The following is a 22853-nucleotide window of genomic DNA, read 5'->3' on the forward strand; positions in this document are numbered from 1 at the left end:
CCCTGGAGCCAGCACTTCAGGCCTGAAGTAGCGCCAGCTCTTCCGCGCTCAGATGGCGTGCCTTGCCTTTGGCAAGCTCGCCGAGCTGCAATTGGCCGATCGCCACCCGCACCAGGCGCAGCACCTACGATATCGTAGGCGCCAAGCAGCCGGCGGATGTGGCGGTTGCGGCCCTCGTCGAGCACGATCTCCAGCCAGGCGGTGCTGGTGCCGCTTCCACTCGATCGAAAATCAATCGCCTGAATTGCTACAGCGCCCTGGTGTCGCCGGTAATGCCACGGGACAATTTGTTTTGTATAGTCCTTGATGCCACGTGGCCGACGATGGTTCGATGACTTGGGAAGGGAAGATCATGCGAAGCGCATTGGCGAAATTCGTCGTGGCGGGTTGCGTCGCCGCTCAGGTCGTCCTGCAAGCGGCGCAGCCGGCGTTTGCCGCGCCGTGCGGCTGGACGGCGAAACTGGAGGAAGAGGAGGGCGGCAAAGTGCTGATGGCGTCGGTCTGCGGCGGATCGAATGGCGGCGCCCAGCTGACGCTGGCCTGTTTCGGCAAGCCGACGCTGAGCTATGATTTGGGCGACAGCGGTCCGCAACTGGAACCCGGCATCGCTTCGTTCGCGTTCAAGGCCGGCGGCAAAGCGGTGACCAAGACGCTTCAACTCGAAGAAATGTACAACACCTTCACCGTGGAATTGAGCAGCACCGACCCGCTGTTGGCCCTGCTGCGCTCCAAGGGCGAGGTCACGGTCGCCTCGGGCAAATATGGCGAGAACAGCTTTCCGCTTGCCGGCTCATCCGCCGCCATCGGCAAGGTGCTGGCCCAGTGCGGCAAAGCCAAGGCTTCTTCCGACAATGAAGATTGATGAACCCCTTACATTTCAATTTGAATCGCGCGAGACGTTGGTTGCGAAGATAGAGCGTGATCCCGCTAACCTCGATCCCTGGACAGGGCTTGTCGAACTGGAGGCCGAGGAAAGCAGCCTGGACACCGCGGTGTCGGTTCTCTTGCGGGCAATTGATGCTGTATCCGACAGGGAACAGCTTTGGCGATTTGTCGACAATTTTGTCTGGTTTTGCGGAGTTGCCGAAGGGCCGACTATGGCTTTGAGCGAAGCGAGCGTCCATGCCTTCTACGAGCGGTGGAAAATCGATACGCACCGTAGCGCGCAGACGAGCCTTTTCTTCGCTCAGCAGTTCAAGAAGCTCAATCTCCCTGACTTATGTGCCGAGAACGTTACGCGCGCAGAGGGCGAGGTGCACACCGGGCGGGACTATATCCTGCTTGCCTTGTTCCTGCGCGACAAAATGGAAACGCCGCAGCTGGCTTTGGCCGCCTTGCAACGGGGAATAGCCGCGCACCCGCGCAACGCGATCATCTGGGATTGCGTCGCCGACACGCATCGCATTGGTAACTCGGCGCGCGAGATAGCGGAATCCAGCTATCAGTCATTCAAGCAATGCCGCCTCGATGCAACCACAGAAGATGCCTGCCTCGCCTGGGCATCGTTTGGGCTAATGCTCGATGAAATCGGCAACTATTTGTCGGCTGAAAAGGCCTATCGCCGGGCAATAGAAATCGATCCACGCTACCGCTGGGCGACAGGGAAATTGTCGGGACTGCTCCGTCGCCGGTTCGCCCGCTACCATGAAGCTGAGAAACTTGCGCTGCGGTGCGTTGAAATCGATCCGGAGCACGCATGGTCGTGGTTCAATCTCGGCTTTGTTTATCATCATCATCTGGCCCGTTTCGCCGACGCCAAAACGGCGTATCAGCGCGCGATCAAACTCAAGCCGGACTATGTTAAGGTGTGGGAGAATCTGGCCGCTCTGATGGCGTTCGAAACAGACGCGCCCATAGAGGCTCAAAAGGTGTTCGACAAGGTGTTCGGACTCTCGGGTGTTTCAGCTTGGACCTATAATCAATACGGTATTTTTCTTCGCGAATTGACAGACCGGTACGACGAGTCAGAAAAGGCCTTGTTGCACGCAATTGAAATGGAGCCAGCAGACTGGTGCCATCGGTTGGCGTTGGCGGTTCTGTATGAGAAGCGCTTGCTGAGGTTCGAGGAGGCTCGCAAATTTCTGCTCGAAGCAAAGGAGCGTGGCGCTCCGATCGACAATATCGACTATCGCCTGGCCTTGATTGCACAACGCCGTCGCCCTCTGAAGGTAGTCAAGTAAAGGAACGGCCGTGAAACGTTCGGCGTGCTCGATTTTTGCAATCCTATTTGCCACATGGGCGCACGCCCATGTTCCGCCAACAGGCCCGGCTTATGCGAAGGATTTGTTCGCCAAGTTCGATGAACTTTTGCAGCAGCGCCGGATTGAAGGCAAATTGCCAAATCTTGAAGATCCAACGGACTGGGATCTACTGCACAAGATTTGGGACGGCGAGGCTTTGATAGGTTCGCCGCCATACGATGAGGGCGACCTGGAAGCACTGTCTTTCGTAATGGACAGAAGTGGGTCGCTACTCGCGCTCTATAGCCAAAATAGCCCATTGCCTCTGCAGGATGAAGCTACGCAGACATTCGCGCTTTTGATTCGGGCTGCTGCCGCTTCGCAGATAGCTTTCAATGATTTCCTAGCGCACCAACCTAACGCTGCCGAAATGTTGCGCGCCAACGGAGCCAAAGCTCGAGGAGGCATAGAGAAAATGTTTCGTGGCGCCTCGATTTTTCTGGCTGACCCGGCTCTGAAGGAGGGAAACAAGATAGTTCTTGTTGAATCGCTGAGAGCAGATGGTCCCTATCTCGCGCAGAGCATCTCTCCAGACCATCGCCGGGCTCTGATCGATTTGTTTGTCCCGTCGGTTGGCCAGCTTCCCATGCCTGCCCAAGAATCGCTCAAGATATTTATGCAGGAAATCAATGTCGCCGGCTGCGATCTGTTGTGTGCTGACGGAATGTAATACCGACAGAGATTGATATCGGTCGAACCGGTGTGAGCGGTCAGTTAGGAATATCCGCCAGGAGTCGAAAGCGACCCTTGTCCGCGCGCCCCGCTTGCTGCGTCACGTGGGCTTCGACTGGCAGTTGGCTGACTGTCGAGTCGCCGCCAGCAGTTCAGGCCTGAAGCAGCGCCTGCTCTTCCGCGCTCAGATGGCGTGCCTTGCCTTTGGCAAGGTCGCCGAGTTGCAGAGATCCGATCGCGATCCGCACCAAGCGCAGCACCTCGATATCATGGGCGGCGAGCAGCCGGCGGATATGGCGGTTGCGGCCCTCGTCGAGCACGATTTCCAGCCAGGCGGTGCTGGTGCCGCCGCGCAGCAACTCGATCGAGCGGGCCGCCAGCAATTCTCCGTCGACGGTCGCGCCGGCGCGCAACCGCGCCAGCATGGCCTCGTCGGGCAGCGCGCCGATCTGCACGTGATAGGTCTTGGCGACATGCGAGGCGGGATCGAGCAGGCGCTGCGCGAAGCGCGTGTCGTTGGTCATCAACAGCAGGCCTTCGCTGGCCTTGTCGAGGCGGCCGACGGGCGAGACGAAAGGCAGGTCGAGGCCTGCCAGGCAATCATAGACGGTGCCGCGGTCCTGCGGGTCGTCACGGGTGGTGACCAGCCCGCGCGGCTTGTTGAGCATCAGATAGACCTTACGCTCGGCGGCGACGCGGCGGCCGTCGACCTCGATGCGATCGCGGCCTGGATCGACGCGCATCGAGCCGTTGCGCACGATCTTGCCGGCGACCCGCACGCGCCCCTCGGAAACCAGAAGCTCGGCCTGCTTGCGCGAGCACAGGCCAAGCTTCGACAGCGCGCGACAGAGGCTGACGCCGGGAGGCTGGGCCCCGGGGGCAGGGCGTTGCCGGGCAATGTTCGGTCGCGGCGACATGATGTTGCCTGTGGATTCTTGTATACGAGCATCCCACTATAGCCGGCCGCCGGCTATGTCCACGGAAGGGAACTGCATATCGTTTGCGTCGTGCGCAGCGGCTGCGAGGACTTGCATGAAAACAGCCATTCGCCTTTGCCTGCTGCTCGCCTTGTTGCCGACATCGCCGGCGCATGCCGGCTGGCAGGCAGTCGAAAAGGTCGAGACCTATGCCATCTCAGGGCAATCCGGCCCGGAGCTCTATGCCTCGATCGGCGGGCGCGGACCGCTGCTCGGCGAACGCCGCGTCATCGCGCATACCAATTTCAAGCTGACCTGGGTGAGGGACTACCAGCCGCAAGGCGACGCCTGCGTGCTGGTGTCGGCGCGACCGAAGCTGATCATTACCTACACCTTGCCGAAGCCGGCCGCGCGGCTGCCGGGCGCAATCCAGAAGAACTGGGAGGTTTTCGCAGCCGGCCTCGCCGCCCACGAGAAGGTGCACGGCGCCAGCATCGTCGACATGGTGCACAAGATCGAGGCGGCCACCATTGGCCTGACCGTCGCCGATGACCGTGGCTGCAGCAAGATCAGGATCGAAGTGACGAGACGGCTCGCCGGAATCTCCCAGGCACAACGGCAGGCGAGCCGCGATTTCGACCGGGTCGAATTCGGCCCAGGCGGCAAGCTGCGGCAGCTTGTGTTCACGCTGATGACCGGCGGATGACGCTGCAGGGCTGCGGGGGCGGCGCAGGGCACCACCTTTGCGGCCCTCACGCCTGCTCGGTCGGATAGAGCGTCAGGATGTTGACGTTGACCCGTGGCGGCTGGCTCACCGCATACAGGATGGCGGCGGCGATGTCCTCGCTTTCCAGCTGCTCCATGTCGCCCAGCCTTTGCTCGACCGCCTGGCGCACATCGGCACGCATATTCTGGGTGAACTCGGTCTTGACGGCGCCAGGCTCGATGCAGGTGACGCGGATGCCATCCTTGCCGATCTCGCGGCGCAGCGATTCCGCCACCGCGCTCACCGCGTGCTTGGTGCCGGAATAAACCACCGAAGGGTGGATATAACGGCCGGTGCCCGACGAGACCACGACGATGTGGCCGGCGCCTTGCCGCTGCATCGACGGCAGTGCCGCATGGATCGGATAAAGCAGGCCCAGGATGTTGACGTCGACCATCCGGCGGTATTCTTCCGGCGTCGTGTTGCGGAACGGCGCCGCGACGCCAACGCCGGCAATGGCGAGCAGCATGTCGAGCCGGCCGTATTCACGCGCGACCCGTTCGACCATGGCCGAGGCCTGCGCCTCGTCGGTGACGTCGACCGTCATCGGCAGTGCCGCGCTGCCGGTTTCACGGATCCGCCTCGCCAGATCGTCCAGCCGCTCGGCGCGCCGCGCGGCAATCACCAGCGTGGCGCCCTCGGCCGCCAGCGCCAGGGCGGTGGCCTCGCCAATGCCGGAAGAGGCGCCCGTCACCAAGGCGATCTTGTCGCTCAGTTTTCCTGTCTGCATCTTTTTCTCCTGACGCTTTGGACCCGCCGTGAAGCTAGGGCGCCGGCTTTCTGGAACAATGCTGATCGAAAAACCGAATCCACCGTTAGGGTTTTGGCCCCAGCAAGCCCACGTCTGCGCACGAACGGGCCTTGACGCGACCGGAGGTGTTGCGTCTTGATATGGGGGCTGCGGGGCTTCGCATGAAAACAGCTGATCGACTACGTCTGCGGGTGGCTTGTTTGCATGCGACGCTTGCATGCACCTCCGCGATCCTCTCGCGACCGACAGGTCTGAGCGCCAGATGAAGGTCCTCGTCGTCCATTGCCATCCCTGCGCCGACAGCTTCAACGGCGCCGTGCGCGACACAGTGCTGGAGACGCTTGCCGAAAGCGGCCACCAGGTCCACCTGCTCGACCTCTATGCGGCCGGCTTCGATCCGGTCATGCGCACGCAGGAATGGCGCGGTTACCACGACAAGGCGGCGAACCTGCAACCGGTGCACGAACATGCGCAGGAGCTGCTCTGGGCGGAGGCGGTCGTCTTCATCTATCCGACCTGGTGGTATGGCCTTCCGGCGATGCTGAAAGGCTGGCTGGAGCGTGTGCTGGTGCCGGGCTTCGCTTTCGAGATGCCGACGGCACGACGCGGCCCGCGGCCCAAATTGCGGCACATACGCCGGGTGATGGCAATGACCACATGTGGCGCCACGCCGCTGATGTCGTGGATCATGGGACAGCCCGGCCGGCGGACCCTGCTGCGCGGCTTCCGCTCCGTCTGCCATCCGCTATGCCGGACCAAATTCCTGGCGCTCTACCGGATGGACAGCGTCTCGGCCGCCGGACGCCAGGCGCATTTGCAGCGGGTCAGAAAAGCGGTTGCCGGCCTTGGCCGCGCTGATGCGGTCGCCGCCACGGTGCCTGGCTGATCAGCCGGGTGGGCCGTCGCCGGCGCGGGCAATCGCTTTGGACGGGCGATTGCGCCAGGTTGGTGTTGGAGACGGCCAATTATCGAAGTAGGCGCCGCCCCTCTGGCCCTGCCGGGCGTTTCTCCCCGTAAACGGCAGGGCAATCGAATATGGACTTGACGGACCCACCTACCGAACGCTGCAACGCCTGAAACGAAAAACCCGCCTCGGAGGCGGATCGTTGGGAGCCAATTAGCACTATACCCAAATTAATAGCATAGCTGCCGGCACAAAGCAAGAACAAAATACGCCGTGGCGATAGAAAATCCGAATTCCTGCTCGTCCGAGGTCGCTGCTCAGAACGATTGCAAACTCGTATTCCTTCGCCCCACTTGGCATCTCCCGCAGGGGCAGGGCAAATCGCATGTGGATTCTTACGAAGAAGGGACCCCACCCCTAACCCCTCCCCACAAGGGGGAGGGAACGCCTTTACTTCCCCTTGGCGCCGAAAAGCAGGCAATTTGCCGAGGTCGGCGCCGACGGAAGTCTCCCTCCCCCTTGTGGGGAGGGGTTAGGGTGGGGGTCCTTCGTAGAGCGAAAGCGTAGAGCGAAAGCCTCCGCTTTCCATCTGCGATAGCCCTGCCATAAACGGGGAGATAGACCCGGCCGCAACGCTGGCGCTATGCTTGCAACGTTGGCGCTTTGCGAAATTGTCAGCGTCCCTCGCTCCGTCTACAACGACGCCAGCAAGCAGGCATGGGGCGGCGCAAACCCGTGAAGTAAGGGGCTGATTCAAATTTAAGTCTAAAGCGATTGCTCGCCATGGCCTTTGCAGGGTGGCTGCTCGCCCAACCGAAACCAGCCGGACAATGAAAGCTGCGCAATGACCATCACCATCTATCACAACCCCGATTGCGGCACCTCGCGCAACACGCTGGCCATGATCAGGCAGGCCGGCGAGGAGCCTGAGGTGGTCGAATATCTAAAAAATCCGCCGTCGCGCGAAAAGCTCGTCGAGCTGATCGCAGCGATGGGCATGACGCCGCGCCAATTGCTGCGCGAAAAGGGCACGCCCTATGCCGAACTTGGCCTGGGCGAGCCGAAGTGGAGCGACGACGAGATCCTCGATTTCATGCTGGCGCATCCGATCCTGATCAACCGGCCGATCGTGGTGACGCCGCTCGGCACCATGCTCGCCCGACCCTCCGAAGCCGTGCTCGATATCCTGCCCAATCCGGATATCGGCCCGTTCACCAAGGAGGACGGCGAGGTCGTCATCGACGCCAGCGGCAAGCGCGTCGGCTAGATATCGTCTTATTTCGATCTTTGTCGAAATTTTCTTGACGTGCAGCGATTCTGGAAATAGCTTATTTCCATGAAACTCGAAAAAGCAGCCTCGCAACTTGAAGCCCTCGGCAGCCCGACGCGGTTGCAGCTCTATCGGACGCTGGTGCGGGCGGGCGATGAGGGGCTGCCGGTCGGGCGTATCCAGGACAGATTGGGCATCGCTGCCTCGACGCTGTCGCATCACCTCAAGCGGCTGGTCGACACCGGCCTGGTGACACAGGAGCGCCAGGCGACCACGCTGATCTGCCGGGCCAATTATCCCGCCATGAATGGGCTCATCGGATACCTCGCAGACGAATGCTGCGCCGACGCCACCTGTGCGCCGGCATCGGCGGAAGCGGCCGCCAAAACGGCGGCATGATTTTTTTGCCATTATAATTCGAAATTACCGGAAGGATGGAAGACATGGAGATGATTGAAAAACTCCCCGTTGCGGTGATCGGCGCCGGGCCGGTCGGCCTGGCGGCAGCGGTCCACCTGATCGCGCGGGGCATTCCTGTCAAAGTCTACGAAGCCGGCAATGCGGTTGCATCCAATCTCAGGGATTGGGGCCATGTCCGTGTGTTCACGCCCTGGCGCTATTGCGTCGATCAGGCGGCCAGAAACCTGCTCGAGGCGCATGGCTGGCGGATGCCTGAGCCCGAGGCATTCCCAACCGCGGACGACCTCGTCGCGGATTATCTCGAGCCGCTTGCAAAGCTTCCGCAATTGTCGCCGTCGATCGAAACCGGCGCCCGGGTCGTCGGCATTTCGCGCTGGGGCGCCGACAAGGTGCTGAGCAAGGGACGCGAGAACCGGCCGTTCATGCTGGCGGTCGAGACTGCCGATGGTACAAGACGCGACAGCGCACGTGCCGTCATCGATGCTTCGGGAACCTGGCAGATGCCGAACCCGCTCGGCGCCGGCGGAATTCCTGCAGAACGCGAGGCCGAATTTGCCGACCGCATCGCCTACGGCATCCCCGATATTCTCGGCCGCGACCGCAGCCTTTATGCGGGGAAGACGACGCTGGTCGCCGGCTCCGGCCATTCGGCCGCCAATGCGGTGCTGGATCTCGCCAGCCTGGCAAATGTGGAGGCCGGCACCGCTTTCATCTGGACAACGCGCGGCACCGACCTGGTGCGCATCTATGGCGGCGGCGATGCCGACCAATTGCCGGCGCGCGGCGAACTCGGCGCCGAAGTGCGCGAACTCGCCGAGAGCGGCGGCGTCAGGCTGGTGAAGGGCTTTGCGGCTGTTTCGATCCGCGATGCCAACGGCCGGCTGGTCGTCGAAGGCCAGACCGGGGACGGTTTGCAGGCGCTTGGCCCGGTCGACCGCATCATCGCCGCGACCGGACAACGCCCGGATCTGTCGCTGACCCGTGAGCTTCGGCTCGAGCTCGATCCATGGCTGGAAAGCGTCAAGGCACTGGGACCGTTGATAGATCCCAACGAGCACTCCTGCGGCGACGTGCCGCCGCACGGCCACCGTGAGCTCAGCCATCCAGAGCAAGGGTTCTACACAGTCGGCATCAAGAGCTATGGCCGCGCGCCGACCTTCCTGCTGCTGACCGGCTATGAGCAGGTCCGCTCGGTCGCGGCGGCGATCGCAGGAGACATGGTGGCGGCCGACAATGTCCAGCTTGTGCTGCCCGAGACCGGCGTCTGCACCGTGCCGCGGATCGGCATTGCCGACAAGGGTTGCTGCGGCGGTCCGGCGCCGGCAGTGGTGGATGCGTGCTGTGTCGCCGACGCCAAGGCAAAGGCGATCGGCAAAGGCGGCTGTGGCTGCAGCGTCGCGGCATGAGTCTTTCGCCGCCTTCGCCGGCCATCGTGCGCAGCCGCGGCGCGATCATCACCGCGCTTGGCCTGACGCAGATCATGGCGTGGGGGTCTTCCTACTATCTTCCCGCGGTCATCGCGCCGGCAGTCTCCTCCGATACCGGCTGGCCGCTGGCATGGGTTGTCGGCGGCCTGTCTCTCGGCTTGCTCACGGCAGGATTGATCTCTCCGCGCGTCGGCTCGTCGATCGAGCGGCATGGCGGCCGCAACGTTCTGGCGTTCAGCGCCGGATGCATCGGGCTCGGCCAGATCGGGCTGGCTCTTGCCCCTAATCTTGCGGCCTATATCGCGGCCTGGCTGGTCATCGGCCTGGGCATGGGGGCAGGGCTCTACGATGCCGCTTTCGCGACGCTTGGCCGCCACTACGGCCAGGGCGCGCGCTCCGCCATCACCATGCTGACGCTGTTCGGCGGCCTTGCGAGCACCATCTGCTGGCCGATCTCAGCCTTGCTGCTGGGGGAGGTCGGCTGGCGCGGCACCTGCCTGGTTTACGCCGCCTTTCAGCTGGCAATTGCGCTGCCGCTCTATCTGGTGATCCTGCCCCGGGAGCCGCCGCAACCGGCAGTCAAACCGGGAGTGAAGAAGGCGGCACCCATTCTCGACAACCAAGCCGATCCGTCGATCATGATCGTTCTGGCCGCGACCCTGACACTCGCAGCGGTGATCTCGTCGACACTATCGGTGCATCTGCTCACAATCCTGCAAGGCAGCGGCATGGCGCTTGCCGCAGCCGTCGGGCTCGGCGTGCTGGTTGGTCCATCACAGGTGGCGGCGCGCGCGATCGAGATGATGATCGCGCGCTACCACCATCCGATTTTCACCAAGTTTGCCTCGGTTACGTTTGTGGCGATCGGCGTTTCGACGCTCTGGGCCGGCATGCCGATCATCCCGCTGGCGCTCGGTTTCTACGGCGCGGGCATCGGTCTCGAATCCATCGCCCGGGGAACGCTGCCGCTCGCGCTGTTCGGCTCTAACGGCTACGCGAAGCTGATGGGCCGCCTCGCCATGCCGAGCCTGATCGCCCAGGCGGCGGCACCCTCGGCCGGCGCATTGCTGCTGGAGCGCTTCGGCCCGCACGGGACGTTGGCCGCGCTTTCCGGCCTGGCGCTGGCCAACGTCATCCTCGCATGCGGCTTGGGCTGGCGGATGCTCCGCCGGCGGCAATCGCAGGTTCAAACCCGATAGGATTTCGACCTGCGTTCGGCGCCTTCAACTGGAGAGCGGGAGATCTTCCAAGGGATCGACAAGGAAAGACGCGGCGATCAGATCGTCCGCATCGAGGCGCAGTGAGCCTTTGGCGCCGCCCATAATGGCGGCAACCTTTTGAAACGTCTTGATCTCATGCTCGGTAATCTGGGCACTTTGCATTCTGGATTTGAGGTCAGCGACGCGCAGCCCCAAACTGTGGGACATTCCGATTTTACGGTTCGACATGGTAAGATGCTCCTCCCCGGCCCATGTTTGTTTTGCCACCCGCCCTTATTCGTATTTCCTCCGCCTGCCTAAATATGAGGCATCGCGATACAGCGCCCGAACGCCCGATGCAAGGGAAGGTTCCGGCGCGCAGCGGTCACGAAATAATAATAGGTAGGAAGCACGGCCGATGGTCCGGCCGGAGGTAGGACTTAGGTACGACGCCCCGCCGGACAGAGGGCTCTGGTGGCTTAGCGGCTGGCGAGGACCATGCGGTTGCCTTCGCTGTCGCGAAACTCCGCCACCGTGCGCCCCGGCTGCCACGGCGCCTCGTGCGCTTCGGTGATGATCTCGACGCCGCCCGCTTTCATGGCCGCGATCATTGCCCCGACATTTTCGTCGACCAGCACCAATACCGGCTCCGCGCCGGGAGCGTCGTCGGCGCGCCTGACAAAATGCAGGTTCGTCACGGCATGCGGAAATGCCAGCTCGATCCAGCGCCAGCCGCCATCACCCATCTTCTGGTCGGCCATGACCTGGCAGGCGAGATGCCTGGTGTAGAACGCCTTGGCGCGGTCCTGCTCGAACACCGGAAGCTCGGCAAACTGGATATGCATGATCGTCTCTCCTGCTTGATGGCTGCCGCGCAGCCGCCCACGCGGGAAAGACGATGCGGGCAACCGAAAAGATTCTTCGGCAAGGAGAATCTTTTCAGCGCAGCCGGTCGTCCTTCGTTCATACCAACCAGTCAGGAGACGACGATGGACTACGCGCTCATTCGGTACGGTGTGAACCAAGCCGACCTGGCAGATAACCGCGTGCTGGTCGAAAAAGTATTTGAAGCGCTGGGCGAGGCGGCACCGCCGACGGTGTGCTATCTTGTGCTCGAGCTGGACGACGGCTCGTTCGTCCACATCGTCGGCCAGGACGGCGATTCGTTGGCGCTGACCGGGCTTGCCGCCTTCAAGGCATTTGCGGAAAACCACGCCCAGCGCCGTTCGACCCCGGCAATGCGATCGCCTGTCAAAGTCATCGGCAACTATCGTATGCTGGCGGATCAGAAAGCCGGGTAGCGCCCGCCATGCCGCTCGCGCAGAAATGGGACGCTACGCCGAAAATGAACAGGGCGACTTTGGAGGCGATGCTCGTCGGGTTGCGGCCAAGGCTGCATCGCTACTGCGCACGCATGGCCGGCTCGGTGATCGATGGCGAGGACATCGTCCAGGAGGTGCTGATCAAGGCGCTGCAGGCGATCGACGGCGGTGCGATGGTCGAACGGCCGGAGCAATGGCTGTTTCGCATCGCCCACAATGCCGCGCAGGATCATCTGCGGCGGCGCAATCGGGAAAGATCGCGCATGACCGAGGCCGACATGAGCGTCATCGAGGATCCCTCCGGCAGCGCCGACAGCCGGCTCGCCGCCCAGACCGGCCTGCGCTCCTTCATGCAGCTTTCGGTGCCGCAGCGCAGCGCTGTGATCCTGGTCGACGTGCTCGGCCTCAGCCTGCATGAGACCTGCGAGGTGACCGGCACGACGCTCGCCGCCACCAAGGCCGCGCTGCATCGCGGGCGGGCGCAGCTCAAGCAGCTGGCGCTGCAGCCCGAACAGGCGCTCGCGCCGAGGCTCGACGCCGATGACGAGCGCCGGCTGCGGCGCTATGTCGACCTGTTCAACGCGCGCGACTTCGACGCGGTCAGGGCACTGATCGCCGAGGACGTCCGGCTCGATGTTGTCAACCGCGTCCGCCTGCGCGGCAAGGCCGAGGTGTCGACCTATTTCGGCAATTATGCCCGTATCAGCGACTGGACATTGTCGCTCGGCTTCGTCGACGGCAGGCCGGCGATCCTGATCCGCCACCCGCAAGCGGCCGACGGCGCCGTCCGCGGCTTCATGCTGGTCGAGTGGCGGGACGATCAGGTCATCCAGATCCGCGACTTCCGCTACGCGCCCTGGTGCTTGGTCGACGCGGAGATTGAAACGGTGGACGGGTGAGTAGAGGGCTGGAATGGTGCGGAGATGGCGATCAGGCAGCCTCCTGCCGTTTGACCCAAACGCAATTGCCACATGGCAGCACGTTCTTAGAGCGGTTCCGGTTCTCTTGGAACCGGTAACTCGCTCTAACTATCTGTTTTGCCGCATTTATGCGGACGCCAAATGACTCCATTTGGCGGCAAAATCCTCTAGCCGATACGTACGCGGCGCGTCACCTGGCCATTGCTTTCCCAGTATGTGTGTTTCTTGGCTATCAAGGGATCGTCCATCGCCGGTTGAATCTGTCCCGTGGTGCTGACCGCGCGCGAGGTTACCGTGTGTTCTCCAGGAGAGGGATTTGCCCAAGCCAGGGACCAAATTTTCCAGGCGTGTTCGGCCTCCTCACTGTGGTCAATGGTCGCTGGTGTCCAAGGCCCTTGATCGATTTGCACTTCGACCCGGTCGATCGGCGCCCCCCAGGCTGCCCCAACGATGCGGTAATCTGAATCTTTCCGGGTAACCTTCGCAGGCGCGGACTTTATCAGCGCCCGCCCGACTGACGTCTCGGCCCATACGGTCTCGCCGTTGTGGTCCTCCTCCCGGATGGTGACATAGTCACGGGCCATCAGAAGGCTCATGAACCGCGTATCGCGAACCTCGATGCGCTTTAGCCACTTGACGTTGGCAATCCCGTACCAGCCTGGCGCAATGAGCCGTACCGGGAAGCCATTGGGCGCCGGCAAGGCGGCCCCGTTCATTTCATAGCAGAGGAGATTGTCGGGGTTCATCGCGTCGGCGAGCGACATGCTGCGAGCGAAGTTCTGCTGCATCTTGACGTCGCGTATCGGGATCTCGCCCGTGTCGGTACCGAAAAAGACGACCTCGATGCCCTTCTCCAGAACGCCGGCTTCCTCGAGGATCGGGGCGAGCGGCGTCCCTGCCCAGCGAGCATTGCCGATGCCGCCGGTGAAAAAGGGAAACCCGTGGTTGCCCGAGCATTCCACCGTGAAAACGACCTCCTGCCGCGGTCGCGCCCTGATGTCGGCGAGCGTTAACTCGAGGGGCTTCTTGACCAGGCCTCCGATCTCCATCGACCATGTCTTCTCGTCGATCGTTGGTCGGTTGAAATGCGAGATGCTGAAGAACTTGTCGTTTGGCGTTATCCAGCTATCCAAATCCTCCCAGACAAGCTGCTTCTGGATACCCGCCGGATTGGGATTTTCGGTCGGCTGATCCAGCCATCGAATAACTTCCTCGTTCGGCCGTGTTGGAAAAGCGTAAGCCCGGCGCGAGGTATAGAGAGCAGCAATTGCGGCAAGAGCCGCGCTTCCTTGAACAAGAAGTTCTCTGCGCTGAAAATCAGGCATGTTGTTTACCTCCCAGTTGATCCGGAACGGGCTGCAACGTGCCTTAGGCCGTAGCCTGATCACGGATAGGCGACACAATGTGAGGTCTGCCCACCCGGAAGTATCCGGGTAGGTCAGATAATCACCGACGCAAGTCAAGCATGTGAAGCGTTGCACGAAACGCCAGCTCGCGTTTCGCACGCTAAGAGTGCGCCTTTGAGAAGGAACTGTCCACAACTTGGACGGGACATGATGATGATTGCAGCATTCCATACCGATTTCCGGTCCCGCCAAAATCGTTGCTGCTCGGATCGCTGACGAACGCCCGCTTCTGGGTCATTTCCGGACTTTCGCAGGTTTCTCGTCGAACCGGTGTTTCCTGCCGGCCCATGGGTTGGCCGTGCGGCCGGCACCGCCCTGGTCGCTTGGGGCGGCGCAACGCTTTTGGTCTGACGACCAGGGCCGCCTCGAATGTCGCATTTGCAGGAGGAGGCGGGCCCGGGCGGCACATCAGAACCAATCTGCATAACGAGGTGGCCAGCAAGCAGGCCGCCCGGCTCGGGCGCGGCTGAATCAATCACACGTGAACCATTCGCCGACCGAGCGGGGACACCCTAATTGGTGGTGACTTGCGTCACCGCCACGCCGGTTATCCTGCCGTTCCCGGCTGTGTAGGTGAGCGTCTGCGTGACCGTGGCGTCCTTCTGGTCGGGAGACGAAGCAGGATAAGAGGCGGCGAAGCCGAAATGGCCGTAACGATCGGGCTTGGCGGCGCCAAATTTCGCGGCCACGTCGCTCAGCGGCGCTCCGACGCCGGGCGTATCGAGTTCAATAGCTGTCAGGCTGGCAGGCGCGCCGGCGCATCCTTCCGGCACCTTGCCTTCCGTGTTCGGCTGCAGGGCGACGGACAGGACACCGTCGTCGGAGCCACCCATCTCGCCGGATACGAACCAGAAGATCGACGGCGATCCGCCGGCGTCGGGGCCGGCATAGCAAAGCCAGTGGCGTGAATCTCCGGCGTCACCTTCATCGTGCATCGCTCCGCCGAAGGCTTTTTCGACATCGGCAAGCGTGGTTTCCTCAAGCTTTATCTCCAGCGGCCCAGCTTTGACCTGCTTGAATAGCGGGCTGGCCAGCGGCGAGTTGATATCGCCCAGGGATGGAATCGCCCGATCCGGGTTGAGCGGCTTGGCCAGCGTCGTTGCATTGGTCACCAGTCCGGCAACGATGAGTGCGAAATATCCGGCGTTCTGTCCCATGCCGATCTCCTGTCGTTCGAGGTGAAGGCGGAAGGATTTGCGAGCGGGTGCTACCCTGTCTGGCTGATACCCAAACCGGTGCACGACCAACTGGACCGAAGATAAATTCACAAGTCCGCAGCCTTCAACCTCATTCCGGCGACTTGGCAACCAAAGTGTAATCGAGGCTCACAATTCCTTTTCGGCCAGCTCGCGAAACGCGTCGGGAACCGATCGCCGCAGTCCGAGGGCGACCGAGGCGTAGCCGACCGCCTCCCAGCCGAAGCGGTCGCGGATCTTGTCGACGGCGCGATCCGCGGTCCAGCGCGCCGCGCCCTTGCTGGTGCCGGGGCGGCGGCGATCGTCGTCGAGCCCGAGCGGCAGTTCCAGTTGCAGGCCGGCATGCTGCTCCAGATGCGATACGGCGATCGCCAGCAGCGAGATTGTCTTTTCGTGCGGATGGTCGATGAGCACCTTGCGCACCAGCGCCTCGGCGATCTCGGCCAGCATGGCGGTTGCCGATATCGGCTGGTCGAGCGTGATCGAGCGCGTCACCGAGCGCAAATCGGCAAAGCGGACGCGAACCGTCACCGTGCGGCCGGGCCGGGATTTCGCCCGCAATCTTGTGGCGACCCTGTCGGCCAGATGCAGCAAAGCCGGCACGAAGACTTCCTCGTCGGCCGGTTTTCGGCCAAGCGCCGACTGCGCACCCGCCGAGCGCGCCCGGCGCTGCGTCTCGAGCTTGCGCGGATCGCGGTTCCACGCCAGCGCGTTGAGTTTCTCTCCCGCCGCCGACCCGAGCAGGCGCTCAAGCGCCCCACCATTGGTCTTCGCCAGCTCGCCGATGGTGTTGACGCCGATGCCGGCCAGCCGCTGCCTGGTGACCGGGCCGACGCCCCACATCAGCTCGACCGGCAGGTGGTGCAGGAACTCCAGCTCGTGGCGCGGATCGACCACCACCAGCCCGTCCGGTTTTGCGACCTGTGAGGCAATCTTGGCCAGATGCTTGGTGCGGGCTACGCCGACCGAGATCGGCAGGCCGAGCTCGGCCCGCACGCGGCGGCGGATCTTGCCGGCGATCTCGGCCGGCGAGCCGAACAAATGGGTGCAGCCGGCGACGTCGGCAAAGGCCTCGTCGATCGAAATGCGCTCGACCACCGGCGTGAAATCGCCAAGCACCTTGATTGCCGCATCGCCCAGCCGCTGATAGTCCTTGAAACGGCCGCCGACGAAGACGAGTTGCGGGCAGAGTTCCCGCGCCCGCCGTCCCGGCATACCGCCGCGCACGCCGAACGCCTTGGCTTCATAGGATGCGGCAAGCACTACCCCGCCGCCGACGGCAATCGGCTTGCCGCGCAAGGCCGGGTCGAGCAACTGTTCGACCGAGGCATAGAAGGCATCCAGATCCGCGTGGAGGATGTTGGCTTCCATCCGGCCCGTTCGCCCGCGGCGGTTCGAACGCCGCATTGTCTCGAGTTGTGATGAGAACATAAAGAGAACATTTTGGGTGGATTGTCAAGCAGCGCGGAGGCCGCCGCAGATGACGAGCGCGCGGCAAATGTTCAGCCGCGCAGCCGATCGCGGGCCTGCATCAGCGCGAATCCCAACAGGTTCTCGCCGCGCCACAGCAGCGGGTTCACCGCCCTCTCGTCATCCGCCGCAAGGCCGATACCCCACACCCGGTCGACAGGGCTCGCCTCGACCAGCACCCGGTCATGCGTCGACAACAGATATTCGCGCAGCGCCGCGTTCTGACGGAACTTCTGAAAGCTCCCTTCAGTCACGATGCGATATTTGTCTGCATCCCATTTGGTGCCATCGAAGCCGCTCACCTGGCGGCCAAGCTGCTTTGCCTGCTTGGGGCTCGCCGCCCTGAGGATTTGTGTTGCCGTCGGAGCATCACCGAACAGTCGTGCCTTCCCGGCCATCATCCAGTGTTCGGCAGTCGGATAGCTCAGGCCATCGACGGTAAAGGGCGCATGCCACCACTGGCTGAAGCACGACGTGGTTATGCGGCCGTCCTTAGACGGCTGATGGCCCCAGAAGAACAGGAACTTCTGCCGGGGCTTTGCGCGAAAGGTTTTCTCAAGCCAGGTTCGGTCGTAAATCATGGGCGGATGGGGCAGGGCGAAAGGCCGGCTTGTCAATGCTCCATCCAGAGTGGGTAGCGAAGATGAGCGGTCGGCGCTGAATGCGATGAAATGCTGATCTACAGCGCCATCTTGTAGCCGAGATGACTGGCGGTGAAGCCGAGGCGCTCGTAAAAAGCGTGCGCCTCCCGTCGACCTTTGTCCGTGGTGAGCTGGACGAAGCTGCAATTGCGCGAACGGCATGTTTCAATCGCCCATTCGATCATCAGCTTGCCGACGCCGCGCGAGCGCCATTGCCGGGCGACGCGAACGCCTTCGATCTGGCCGCGCCAGGCGCCTTTTCTCGAAATGCCTGGAAGGAAGCTGAGCTGCAGCGTTCCGACCACTTGCCCGGCGTTGACGGCGACGGCCAGCAACTGGTTGGGATCGGTATCGATTGCGCTGAAGGCATCGAGGTAGGATGGCGCGAGCGGCGTGGACGGGTCTTCCCGGTTCGCGCCGAGCACGTCGTCGGCAAGCATTGCAACAATTGCCGGCAGGTCGGGCGCCTGCGCGCGACGGAACTTGATCTCGCTCATCGCGCGGAGACATACGGCGCGGTGTCGGCGATCGCAATATCCGTTTTGACTTGCAAGGGAGGCCCGCGCGCCTTCAGGTGGCCTCGAGCGCCCAGAGGCGGTGGCCGTAGCGGCGGAAGAAGCGGGCGAAGAGGCGCTGCTGCCTGGCGCGGGTGAGGTCGGCGGCGCGCCTTTCCTGTCGCCAGTGCGGCATGTTGCGGAACATCGACAGGAAGCGGGCGGCATCCTCGAGTGCCTCCTCGGCCGACTGCGCCGGGCGGATCGCCGCCAGGAACAGAGCGCGGCTCGGCTTCATCTGGTCAATCGCCGCCTTGCGGTGGCGATGACCCTGGCGTGCCTTGCGGATGCCGTCCTGGCGGATGGCCGCGAAAGCGGCAAGCATGGCCGGGCTGTCGCCGCTATAGCCGCAGGCATGGGCGAACTGGGCTGGGTCCATCGTCATTCCCTTGCTGCCGGCCGGCCGCGGTTCTGTTGCTCGCGCCGATTCCAGTCCGCACCACGTATAAGCATAACTCAAATAATTGAACAAGTGAAACTTTCACGTTGATGTAAGCGGAACCGACTCGACTCCGCCCCGAAATCCGATAATGTTGCGAACAAAGCAGGAACAATGATGGGGATGACCATGGCATTGGCAGGCAAGGAAGCGACGATCGCCGATGTTGTCTCGATTGCCGTCGAATGCATCGACTGCGGCCGCAACAGGTGGTGGAAGCCGGCCGAGCTCAAGCGGCATGGGGTGATGCCGGAGACACCGCTGGCCGCACTTTCGGGGCGCCTGATCTGCAAGGCCTGCCGGGCCGACGGCCTGCCGGGCGCCGCCGTCTCGATCCAGGCCGCCTTCATCGACGACCGGCAACGGACCCGCGCCGAGGCGCGCCTGCTCAATGGTCGAGAGCTGCAGTCGAGGCGGGCTTGAGGGGGACGGGGACGGTGTTCTTCCTTCTCCCCTTGTGGGAGAAGGTGGCCGAGCGAAGCTCGGTCGGATGAGGGGTGTTGGACGGATCGCGGAGTTGAAGACGTAGGGATTTAGACTAGAATCATCCAAATATTTTTAAACGCCGCGTTCCTTCCAGCACCCCTCATCCGGCTCGGCGCTGTGCGCCGATCCACCTTCTCCCACAAGGCGAGAAGGCAACAAGCCTCAATACCCCAGCAGTTCCTTGAGCGGGATGACGCGGAAGACGTTCTTGATGGCGTAGCGGTTGAAGGACAGCGTCTTGGGCGGGTTGTACTGTTCGACGATCAGCTCGGCGGCGGTGCGCTTGACCAGCTTCTTGATGAAGGCTTTGCCGTTTTGCTCGTTTTCCTCGGGCAGGGTCTCGATCACCACATGGTCGCCGGGCAACGCTTCGCGGCCGCCGCAATAGATCATCTCGCCGGGCTCGTAGCGCGGCACCATCGAATCGCTCAGCACGTGCAGCGCAAACACATTGCGCAGATGCCGGATTCCCGGCGGCCGCTGGACATAGCCGGCCGGCTGGCCGTTGAAGGTGAAGTCGCCATCGTCGCCGCCGACGGCGGTGCCGAGAAGCTGGATGTCCATCGGCCCGGCGGGCAGGGGGCCGGGATCGGTGACGATCTCGGCATCGGCGACCGGTCCGGCATCTTCGAGGAAAACGACCTCGCCCTTGCCGAGCGCCACCGGGTCGACGCGCAGGAAAGCGGCGGTCTTCAAAAGGTTCTCGGTCTTGGGCAGGTTGCGCCCGGTCTCCCAATTGCCGACGGCAGCGACGTCGGTGTCGTTGTGCTCGGCAATGTGACGCATCACCAGGCCGCGCTGCTTGCGCGCCCGGCGGATCGCCGCTCCGACCTTGATCGACAGTGCAGTTTTCGCCATGGCTCCATCTGAGGCATAAGATTCGGTTTAGTCTATGCAAGAATCGCTTGCATTACGATTTGAGTTATGCTCTTATGTAGGCATGCACAAGTCGCTTCGCCAGCTTTCGGTCCTTGAATCCGCCGTTCAGCGCGCCGGCAGCGCTCGCCTGGAGGCGGTAGCGCAACCGATCGCCGAGGCCATGCATGTGCCAACCCTTTCCCCTTCGTCGCGGCTGTCCTCCTCCCCGGCCGGGACGATGCCCGAGGCTCGCGCCTCGGATCCGGCAGCGCAAGCGGCCGGAACGGCCGGAGCCGTTCCCCTCACGACTCCGGCCACGAATTGCCTGCCGGCCGGCAATGCGGAAGCCGCGGTTTCCTGCATCCGCACCGAAGACGGCACGGTCATCGCCTTCGACGAGCGGACGGGCAAGGCAGTGTCCGGCGCAACAAAGGCAGGCGGCCGAGATGAAGCTCGATCGCAGCAGACCACGCGAAGGCTGACCGGCTTTCGAGCCTGAGGCCGGCGAAGCCGGCGCCGCACACAACCATTTTTGCAGGGAATGAAACATCATGGCCGCCCGCTATTCCGCCTCGGAACTTGAACAAATCGAGAACTGGCTGATGAGCGGACTGTCGGCCGCGAAGATCGCCACCCGGTTGACCGCGCTGCGCGGCCGCCCGGCCTCGCGTGCAGCCATCATCGGCATCGTCGACCGCACCGCCCGTTTGCGCACCATCGGCCTTGCGAAATCCAAGGGCTGGTATGGCGGCCGGCTCGGAAATTCGGCGCCTGAGCCATCAAGCACTGCTGATCAGGCGGAGTCGGCTCCGAAGGCCGAGCCACGCTGCCGCCCGGCAAGGCTGTCGGCCAGGCTGGCGCCGCCGGCCTGGCAGCCGGGTCCGGCTCGGATCACCGGGACCGATGGCGCACCGCTCGAAATGCCGGCGCCGCGCCCGATCGCCGCCAGCGGCCGCCAGCCGCATTTCGCCGCCATGCGCTTCATCGATTGCCTGTTCGAGCGCTGCCGCGCGCCGCTCGACACGACGCCGCAGGAGGATGCGGAAAACGACGCTCCCGGCAGCCGGCCAGGTTTGGACATGCTGTGCTGCGGAATGCGCACGAATCCATCGAAAAGCTACTGCGCCTATCACGCGGCGCGCTTCCTGCGCACGCTGCCGGCCGAAGCGATTTGAGCCCGCTGCAATGAGGCTGGAAGTTAGCCAGAGCCCGACGACCAAAACCCAGGAGGACCGAGCCGATGAGCACCAAAACCGCCCAAAAGGTCAAAGCCAGGCCACCGAGATTGCCGAAAGGCGAGGCCGAGCAGGTGCGCATCCGCAAGGAGATCGGCCATGATTTCGCACTGAAGGACGATCGGTTCGGCCGCAAGCGGCTGGCGAAGGGGACGCAGGAAGGAGCGCGCCTCTATGAGGTCTCCAATGACGGCCACACAGCGGCCGGCGGCATCGTGCGGGTGCGCAACGTCGACCCGCTGAGCGGCCTCACCTCGCTGTCGCGCCAGCAGCGCGAGGCGGGCATGCGCTACCGCCAGGATTTCCGCAACTCGTCCGAGGCAACCGCCAAGCCGATGGCCTGGGCCGAGCGCGTCGACGGCGGCCGCACCGGCAGCGGCGTCGCCGAACACATCCTGTCCGCCGGCCGCGACCATGCCGAGGCCACCAGGGCGCTTGCCCACTGGGAGATCGCCGGCATCGTGCAAAAGGTCTGCTGTGCCGACGCAACGGTCAAGAGCCTGGCCGAACAGGCCGGCGAGCCGCGCGACGTGGTGGTGAAACTACTCAAGATCGGGCTCGACATATTGGCCGTGCATTACGGCATGATGCTGATGCGCAAGCCGAGGTGAGAAGCCCCGCCGATCCGGCCGGCACTACCGGCCGGATCGATCCGTCAACGACGGCAGACACGGATTCTTTCGATAATCCGGTGGTGATGACGCCAGTGCCTGATGACTTCGGTGTGGCAGCGCCGGTGGTACCGGTACCGGTAGCGCGGCGCGTAGTCCTCGTTATAGACATCATAGCGGTAACGGGGGACGTACTCATCGTCGTAATCGGAATACCGATGGTGGCGATAATAATAGTCGTCGTCATAGCCGTTGCCGATGCCGATCGTGACGCTGCCGCCGGCATTCGCCGGGCCGATCACGGAAGCCGCCGATGCGATGGCGATCACCGAGGCAAGCAGGAGCTTCTTCATAGCTACCTCCTTCTTTAACGTCCCTCTAATAGAAAAACCCCCGAGGGGCAGCCTCGTTCCATAGATTGGCAAGATGTAACGAACGGACGAGCCCGAAGTTTAGCGCCTGCTGGCGCGAAAACGCCGCTGGCTGCGCCGGGGTCGGATCGTCGACGCAGCGTGGCCGCTCCTCTCATCAAACAGCGGCAATCGCGCGTCAGTCCCGTCTTTTGCCGACGTCTGCCTACAGAACATGGCCCAATTCAAGCAAAACGAACGCGGTCGCACCCAGCACAGCGAGGGCGTAGGCCGCATAAAGAACAAGCAGCATTACCTCAAAGTCCCGGACGAAGCTTGCGGCAATCCTGGTCTCCTTAGGCTCCGTTTTCTCGATGCGGTCGGTTTCCAGCTCCTCCGTTGCCACGACGAGGCAAACAATTCTGTCGTTGTCGGCCGCCTGTAATATCCGTTCCGTCAAATCGACTGCAATCACTGGATCATCGGCCAACTGATCCCGCGATAGCCGGCTTTCAGTGACGGTCTGGATTTCACGCTTTCTCACGCACGCATAATTGCGTCGACTAAATTAGGTTCCACTAAAATAGATAGATTGCCTCGACCCGATCACGACGTGGTGAGGCGTGAGCCCAGTTGGGCGGGGAACTCCGCCTGAGGCCCCCATTTGCCGACCGTCGAGGCGAATCTCGATCGGCGCATCCTCCGATCAAACGGCGCGGGCTTCTTTATAGGCTGCTACGGTGCGCCATTGCTGGTAGGTCGCAATGCCAAAGCAGCCAAACTCTCATATCGCGAACGC

Annotated in this window: 28 protein-coding genes and 1 pseudogene; 15 read left to right on the forward strand and 14 right to left on the reverse strand. The window is 62.9% G+C overall.

Features of this window, described 5'->3' with window-relative positions; translation table 11 throughout:
• Nucleotides 1–16 precede the first annotated feature (16 nt).
• Nucleotides 17–215 (reverse strand): annotated as a pseudogene (locus tag NKH49_RS07780) (pseudouridine synthase); the annotation flags it as partial.
• 137 nt (nt 216–352) lie between these two features.
• Between NKH49_RS07780 and NKH49_RS07785 the strand changes: the two are divergent.
• Genes NKH49_RS07785 through NKH49_RS07795 form a run of 3 tightly spaced genes read left to right on the forward strand, consistent with a single transcriptional unit; the run spans nt 353 to nt 2910 of the window.
• A complete protein-coding gene (locus NKH49_RS07785; protein ID WP_352564192.1) occupies nt 353–862 on the forward strand; it encodes a hypothetical protein in 510 nt (169 codons plus the stop codon).
• Nucleotides 852–2180: a tetratricopeptide repeat protein gene (locus tag NKH49_RS07790; RefSeq protein WP_352925817.1), complete on the forward strand. Its 1329-nt coding sequence runs from the start codon at nt 852–854 to the stop codon at nt 2178–2180. Before NKH49_RS07785 ends, NKH49_RS07790 begins: the two co-directional genes overlap by 11 nt.
• A 10-nt stretch (nt 2181–2190) precedes the next feature.
• Complete coding sequence (locus NKH49_RS07795) at nt 2191–2910, forward strand: hypothetical protein (RefSeq protein ID WP_352834103.1); 720 nt, start codon at nt 2191–2193, stop codon at nt 2908–2910.
• Between the two features lie 154 nt (nt 2911–3064).
• Here NKH49_RS07795 and NKH49_RS07800 read toward each other — a convergent pair whose 3' ends face one another.
• A complete protein-coding gene (locus NKH49_RS07800; RefSeq protein WP_352925819.1) occupies nt 3065–3829 on the reverse strand; it encodes a pseudouridine synthase in 765 nt (254 codons plus the stop codon).
• A gap of 115 nt (nt 3830–3944) precedes the next feature.
• Here NKH49_RS07800 and NKH49_RS07805 point away from each other — a divergent pair, with 115 nt between their 5' ends.
• Nucleotides 3945–4535, forward strand: coding sequence for a DUF922 domain-containing Zn-dependent protease (locus tag NKH49_RS07805; RefSeq protein WP_352541186.1), 591 nt, complete (start codon nt 3945–3947; stop codon nt 4533–4535).
• 46 nt (nt 4536–4581) lie between these two features.
• On the opposite strand, the gene NKH49_RS07810 is transcribed toward NKH49_RS07805, so the two are convergent.
• On the reverse strand, nt 4582–5325 hold the full coding sequence (locus tag NKH49_RS07810) for an SDR family oxidoreductase (protein WP_352925821.1): 744 nt from the start codon (nt 5323–5325) through the stop codon (nt 4582–4584).
• A 283-nt stretch (nt 5326–5608) separates the two neighbouring features.
• On the opposite strand from NKH49_RS07810, the gene NKH49_RS07815 reads away from it, so the two are divergent.
• From NKH49_RS07815 to NKH49_RS07835, 5 genes are all read left to right on the forward strand, one after another.
• Complete coding sequence (locus NKH49_RS07815; protein ID WP_352472165.1) at nt 5609–6232, forward strand: NAD(P)H-dependent oxidoreductase; 624 nt, start codon at nt 5609–5611, stop codon at nt 6230–6232.
• Between the two features lie 862 nt (nt 6233–7094).
• Nucleotides 7095–7517, forward strand: coding sequence for an arsenate reductase (glutaredoxin) (gene arsC, locus NKH49_RS07820; protein ID WP_352472164.1), 423 nt, complete (start codon nt 7095–7097; stop codon nt 7515–7517).
• Between the two features lie 69 nt (nt 7518–7586).
• Nucleotides 7587–7919: an ArsR/SmtB family transcription factor gene (locus tag NKH49_RS07825; protein WP_352490030.1), complete on the forward strand. Its 333-nt coding sequence runs from the start codon at nt 7587–7589 to the stop codon at nt 7917–7919.
• A gap of 50 nt (nt 7920–7969) precedes the next feature.
• On the forward strand, nt 7970–9346 hold the full coding sequence (locus NKH49_RS07830; RefSeq protein WP_502907852.1) for an NAD(P)-binding domain-containing protein: 1377 nt from the start codon (nt 7970–7972) through the stop codon (nt 9344–9346).
• Nucleotides 9343–10566, forward strand: a complete 1224-nt coding sequence (locus NKH49_RS07835) for an MFS transporter (RefSeq protein ID WP_352925825.1) — start codon at nt 9343–9345, stop codon at nt 10564–10566. The genes NKH49_RS07830 and NKH49_RS07835 overlap by 4 nt, the downstream gene beginning before the upstream one ends.
• Nucleotides 10567–10590: 24 nt before the next feature.
• Here NKH49_RS07835 and NKH49_RS07840 read toward each other — a convergent pair whose 3' ends face one another.
• Both NKH49_RS07840 and NKH49_RS07845 read right to left on the reverse strand, forming a co-directional pair.
• Nucleotides 10591–10815: a hypothetical protein gene (locus tag NKH49_RS07840; RefSeq protein ID WP_031213090.1), complete on the reverse strand. Its 225-nt coding sequence runs from the start codon at nt 10813–10815 to the stop codon at nt 10591–10593.
• A gap of 230 nt (nt 10816–11045) precedes the next feature.
• Complete coding sequence (locus tag NKH49_RS07845) at nt 11046–11411, reverse strand: VOC family protein (protein ID WP_023680367.1); 366 nt, start codon at nt 11409–11411, stop codon at nt 11046–11048.
• Nucleotides 11412–11555: 144 nt separating this feature from the next.
• On the opposite strand from NKH49_RS07845, the gene NKH49_RS07850 reads away from it, so the two are divergent.
• Both NKH49_RS07850 and NKH49_RS07855 read left to right on the forward strand, forming a co-directional pair.
• A complete protein-coding gene (locus NKH49_RS07850) occupies nt 11556–11867 on the forward strand; it encodes a hypothetical protein (protein WP_352925827.1) in 312 nt (103 codons plus the stop codon).
• A gap of 8 nt (nt 11868–11875) precedes the next feature.
• Nucleotides 11876–12787, forward strand: a complete 912-nt coding sequence (locus tag NKH49_RS07855) for a sigma-70 family RNA polymerase sigma factor (RefSeq protein ID WP_352925829.1) — start codon at nt 11876–11878, stop codon at nt 12785–12787.
• A 188-nt stretch (nt 12788–12975) separates the two neighbouring features.
• Here NKH49_RS07855 and NKH49_RS07860 read toward each other — a convergent pair whose 3' ends face one another.
• From NKH49_RS07860 to NKH49_RS07885, 6 genes are all read right to left on the reverse strand, one after another.
• Nucleotides 12976–14133, reverse strand: a complete 1158-nt coding sequence (locus NKH49_RS07860) for a sulfite oxidase (protein WP_352817019.1) — start codon at nt 14131–14133, stop codon at nt 12976–12978.
• A 593-nt stretch (nt 14134–14726) separates the two neighbouring features.
• Complete coding sequence (locus NKH49_RS07865; protein ID WP_352820043.1) at nt 14727–15371, reverse strand: hypothetical protein; 645 nt, start codon at nt 15369–15371, stop codon at nt 14727–14729.
• A gap of 168 nt (nt 15372–15539) precedes the next feature.
• Complete coding sequence (dinB, locus tag NKH49_RS07870; protein ID WP_352925832.1) at nt 15540–16781, reverse strand: DNA polymerase IV; 1242 nt, start codon at nt 16779–16781, stop codon at nt 15540–15542.
• Nucleotides 16782–16912: 131 nt separating this feature from the next.
• Entirely contained in the window at nt 16913–17461 is a 549-nt protein-coding gene (ybiA, locus tag NKH49_RS07875) for a riboflavin biosynthesis intermediates N-glycosidase (protein WP_352925834.1), read from the reverse strand.
• A 98-nt stretch (nt 17462–17559) separates the two neighbouring features.
• On the reverse strand, nt 17560–18018 hold the full coding sequence (locus NKH49_RS07880) for a GNAT family N-acetyltransferase (protein ID WP_352453497.1): 459 nt from the start codon (nt 18016–18018) through the stop codon (nt 17560–17562).
• Between the two features lie 73 nt (nt 18019–18091).
• Nucleotides 18092–18460, reverse strand: coding sequence for a hypothetical protein (locus NKH49_RS07885; RefSeq protein ID WP_352920236.1), 369 nt, complete (start codon nt 18458–18460; stop codon nt 18092–18094).
• Nucleotides 18461–18637: 177 nt separating this feature from the next.
• Between NKH49_RS07885 and NKH49_RS07890 the strand changes: the two genes are divergently transcribed.
• Nucleotides 18638–18937: a hypothetical protein gene (locus NKH49_RS07890; protein ID WP_352541175.1), complete on the forward strand. Its 300-nt coding sequence runs from the start codon at nt 18638–18640 to the stop codon at nt 18935–18937.
• Nucleotides 18938–19162: 225 nt separating this feature from the next.
• Here the strand turns inward: NKH49_RS07890 and NKH49_RS07895 are convergent, their stop codons facing one another.
• Complete coding sequence (locus NKH49_RS07895; protein WP_352457320.1) at nt 19163–19858, reverse strand: XRE family transcriptional regulator; 696 nt, start codon at nt 19856–19858, stop codon at nt 19163–19165.
• Between the two features lie 82 nt (nt 19859–19940).
• Here NKH49_RS07895 and NKH49_RS07900 point away from each other — a divergent pair, with 82 nt between their 5' ends.
• The 3 genes from NKH49_RS07900 (at nt 19941) to NKH49_RS07910 (ending at nt 21704) form a co-directional block, all read left to right on the forward strand.
• Nucleotides 19941–20357 carry a hypothetical protein gene (locus NKH49_RS07900; RefSeq protein ID WP_352925836.1) on the forward strand — a complete coding sequence of 139 codons (417 nt, stop codon included), beginning with the start codon at nt 19941–19943 and terminating at the stop codon, nt 20355–20357.
• A gap of 52 nt (nt 20358–20409) precedes the next feature.
• On the forward strand, nt 20410–21033 hold the full coding sequence (locus NKH49_RS07905) for a high mobility group family protein (RefSeq protein WP_352925838.1): 624 nt from the start codon (nt 20410–20412) through the stop codon (nt 21031–21033).
• A 65-nt stretch (nt 21034–21098) separates the two neighbouring features.
• A complete protein-coding gene (locus NKH49_RS07910; RefSeq protein WP_352834145.1) occupies nt 21099–21704 on the forward strand; it encodes a DUF6456 domain-containing protein in 606 nt (201 codons plus the stop codon).
• Between the two features lie 44 nt (nt 21705–21748).
• Here NKH49_RS07910 and NKH49_RS07915 read toward each other — a convergent pair whose 3' ends face one another.
• Entirely contained in the window at nt 21749–22057 is a 309-nt protein-coding gene (locus NKH49_RS07915) for a hypothetical protein (protein ID WP_292664589.1), read from the reverse strand.
• Nucleotides 22058–22280: 223 nt separating this feature from the next.
• Nucleotides 22281–22598, reverse strand: a complete 318-nt coding sequence (locus tag NKH49_RS07920; RefSeq protein WP_352501222.1) for a hypothetical protein — start codon at nt 22596–22598, stop codon at nt 22281–22283.
• Nucleotides 22599–22853: the final 255 nt, after the last annotated feature.

It is taken from the genome of Mesorhizobium sp. M1088 (assembly GCF_040318575.1).
Taxonomy (GTDB): domain Bacteria; phylum Pseudomonadota; class Alphaproteobacteria; order Rhizobiales; family Rhizobiaceae; genus Mesorhizobium.

Excerpts from the sequence above, each read along its gene's own strand:
- NKH49_RS07785 (WP_352564192.1), top strand. The coding sequence starts at position 353 with ATGCGAAGCGCATTGGCGAAATTCGTCGTGGCGGGTTGCGTCGCCGCT.
- NKH49_RS07790 (WP_352925817.1), top strand. The coding sequence starts at position 852 with ATGAAGATTGATGAACCCCTTACATTTCAATTTGAATCGCGCGAGACG.
- NKH49_RS07800 (WP_352925819.1), bottom strand. The coding sequence starts at position 3,829 with ATGTCGCCGCGACCGAACATTGCCCGGCAACGCCCTGCCCCCGGGGCC.
- NKH49_RS07805 (WP_352541186.1), top strand. The coding sequence starts at position 3,945 with ATGAAAACAGCCATTCGCCTTTGCCTGCTGCTCGCCTTGTTGCCGACA.
- NKH49_RS07810 (WP_352925821.1), bottom strand. The coding sequence starts at position 5,325 with ATGCAGACAGGAAAACTGAGCGACAAGATCGCCTTGGTGACGGGCGCC.
- NKH49_RS07815 (WP_352472165.1), top strand. The coding sequence starts at position 5,609 with ATGAAGGTCCTCGTCGTCCATTGCCATCCCTGCGCCGACAGCTTCAAC.
- arsC (WP_352472164.1), top strand. The coding sequence starts at position 7,095 with ATGACCATCACCATCTATCACAACCCCGATTGCGGCACCTCGCGCAAC.
- NKH49_RS07825 (WP_352490030.1), top strand. The coding sequence starts at position 7,587 with ATGAAACTCGAAAAAGCAGCCTCGCAACTTGAAGCCCTCGGCAGCCCG.
- NKH49_RS07830 (WP_502907852.1), top strand. The coding sequence starts at position 7,970 with ATGATTGAAAAACTCCCCGTTGCGGTGATCGGCGCCGGGCCGGTCGGC.
- NKH49_RS07835 (WP_352925825.1), top strand. The coding sequence starts at position 9,343 with ATGAGTCTTTCGCCGCCTTCGCCGGCCATCGTGCGCAGCCGCGGCGCG.
- NKH49_RS07840 (WP_031213090.1), bottom strand. The coding sequence starts at position 10,815 with ATGTCGAACCGTAAAATCGGAATGTCCCACAGTTTGGGGCTGCGCGTC.
- NKH49_RS07845 (WP_023680367.1), bottom strand. The coding sequence starts at position 11,411 with ATGCATATCCAGTTTGCCGAGCTTCCGGTGTTCGAGCAGGACCGCGCC.
- NKH49_RS07850 (WP_352925827.1), top strand. The coding sequence starts at position 11,556 with ATGGACTACGCGCTCATTCGGTACGGTGTGAACCAAGCCGACCTGGCA.
- NKH49_RS07855 (WP_352925829.1), top strand. The coding sequence starts at position 11,876 with ATGCCGCTCGCGCAGAAATGGGACGCTACGCCGAAAATGAACAGGGCG.
- NKH49_RS07860 (WP_352817019.1), bottom strand. The coding sequence starts at position 14,133 with ATGCCTGATTTTCAGCGCAGAGAACTTCTTGTTCAAGGAAGCGCGGCT.
- NKH49_RS07865 (WP_352820043.1), bottom strand. The coding sequence starts at position 15,371 with ATGGGACAGAACGCCGGATATTTCGCACTCATCGTTGCCGGACTGGTG.
- dinB (WP_352925832.1), bottom strand. The coding sequence starts at position 16,781 with ATGGAAGCCAACATCCTCCACGCGGATCTGGATGCCTTCTATGCCTCG.
- ybiA (WP_352925834.1), bottom strand. The coding sequence starts at position 17,461 with ATGATTTACGACCGAACCTGGCTTGAGAAAACCTTTCGCGCAAAGCCC.
- NKH49_RS07880 (WP_352453497.1), bottom strand. The coding sequence starts at position 18,018 with ATGAGCGAGATCAAGTTCCGTCGCGCGCAGGCGCCCGACCTGCCGGCA.
- NKH49_RS07885 (WP_352920236.1), bottom strand. The coding sequence starts at position 18,460 with ATGACGATGGACCCAGCCCAGTTCGCCCATGCCTGCGGCTATAGCGGC.
- NKH49_RS07890 (WP_352541175.1), top strand. The coding sequence starts at position 18,638 with ATGACCATGGCATTGGCAGGCAAGGAAGCGACGATCGCCGATGTTGTC.
- NKH49_RS07895 (WP_352457320.1), bottom strand. The coding sequence starts at position 19,858 with ATGGCGAAAACTGCACTGTCGATCAAGGTCGGAGCGGCGATCCGCCGG.
- NKH49_RS07900 (WP_352925836.1), top strand. The coding sequence starts at position 19,941 with ATGCACAAGTCGCTTCGCCAGCTTTCGGTCCTTGAATCCGCCGTTCAG.
- NKH49_RS07905 (WP_352925838.1), top strand. The coding sequence starts at position 20,410 with ATGGCCGCCCGCTATTCCGCCTCGGAACTTGAACAAATCGAGAACTGG.
- NKH49_RS07910 (WP_352834145.1), top strand. The coding sequence starts at position 21,099 with ATGAGCACCAAAACCGCCCAAAAGGTCAAAGCCAGGCCACCGAGATTG.
- NKH49_RS07915 (WP_292664589.1), bottom strand. The coding sequence starts at position 22,057 with ATGAAGAAGCTCCTGCTTGCCTCGGTGATCGCCATCGCATCGGCGGCT.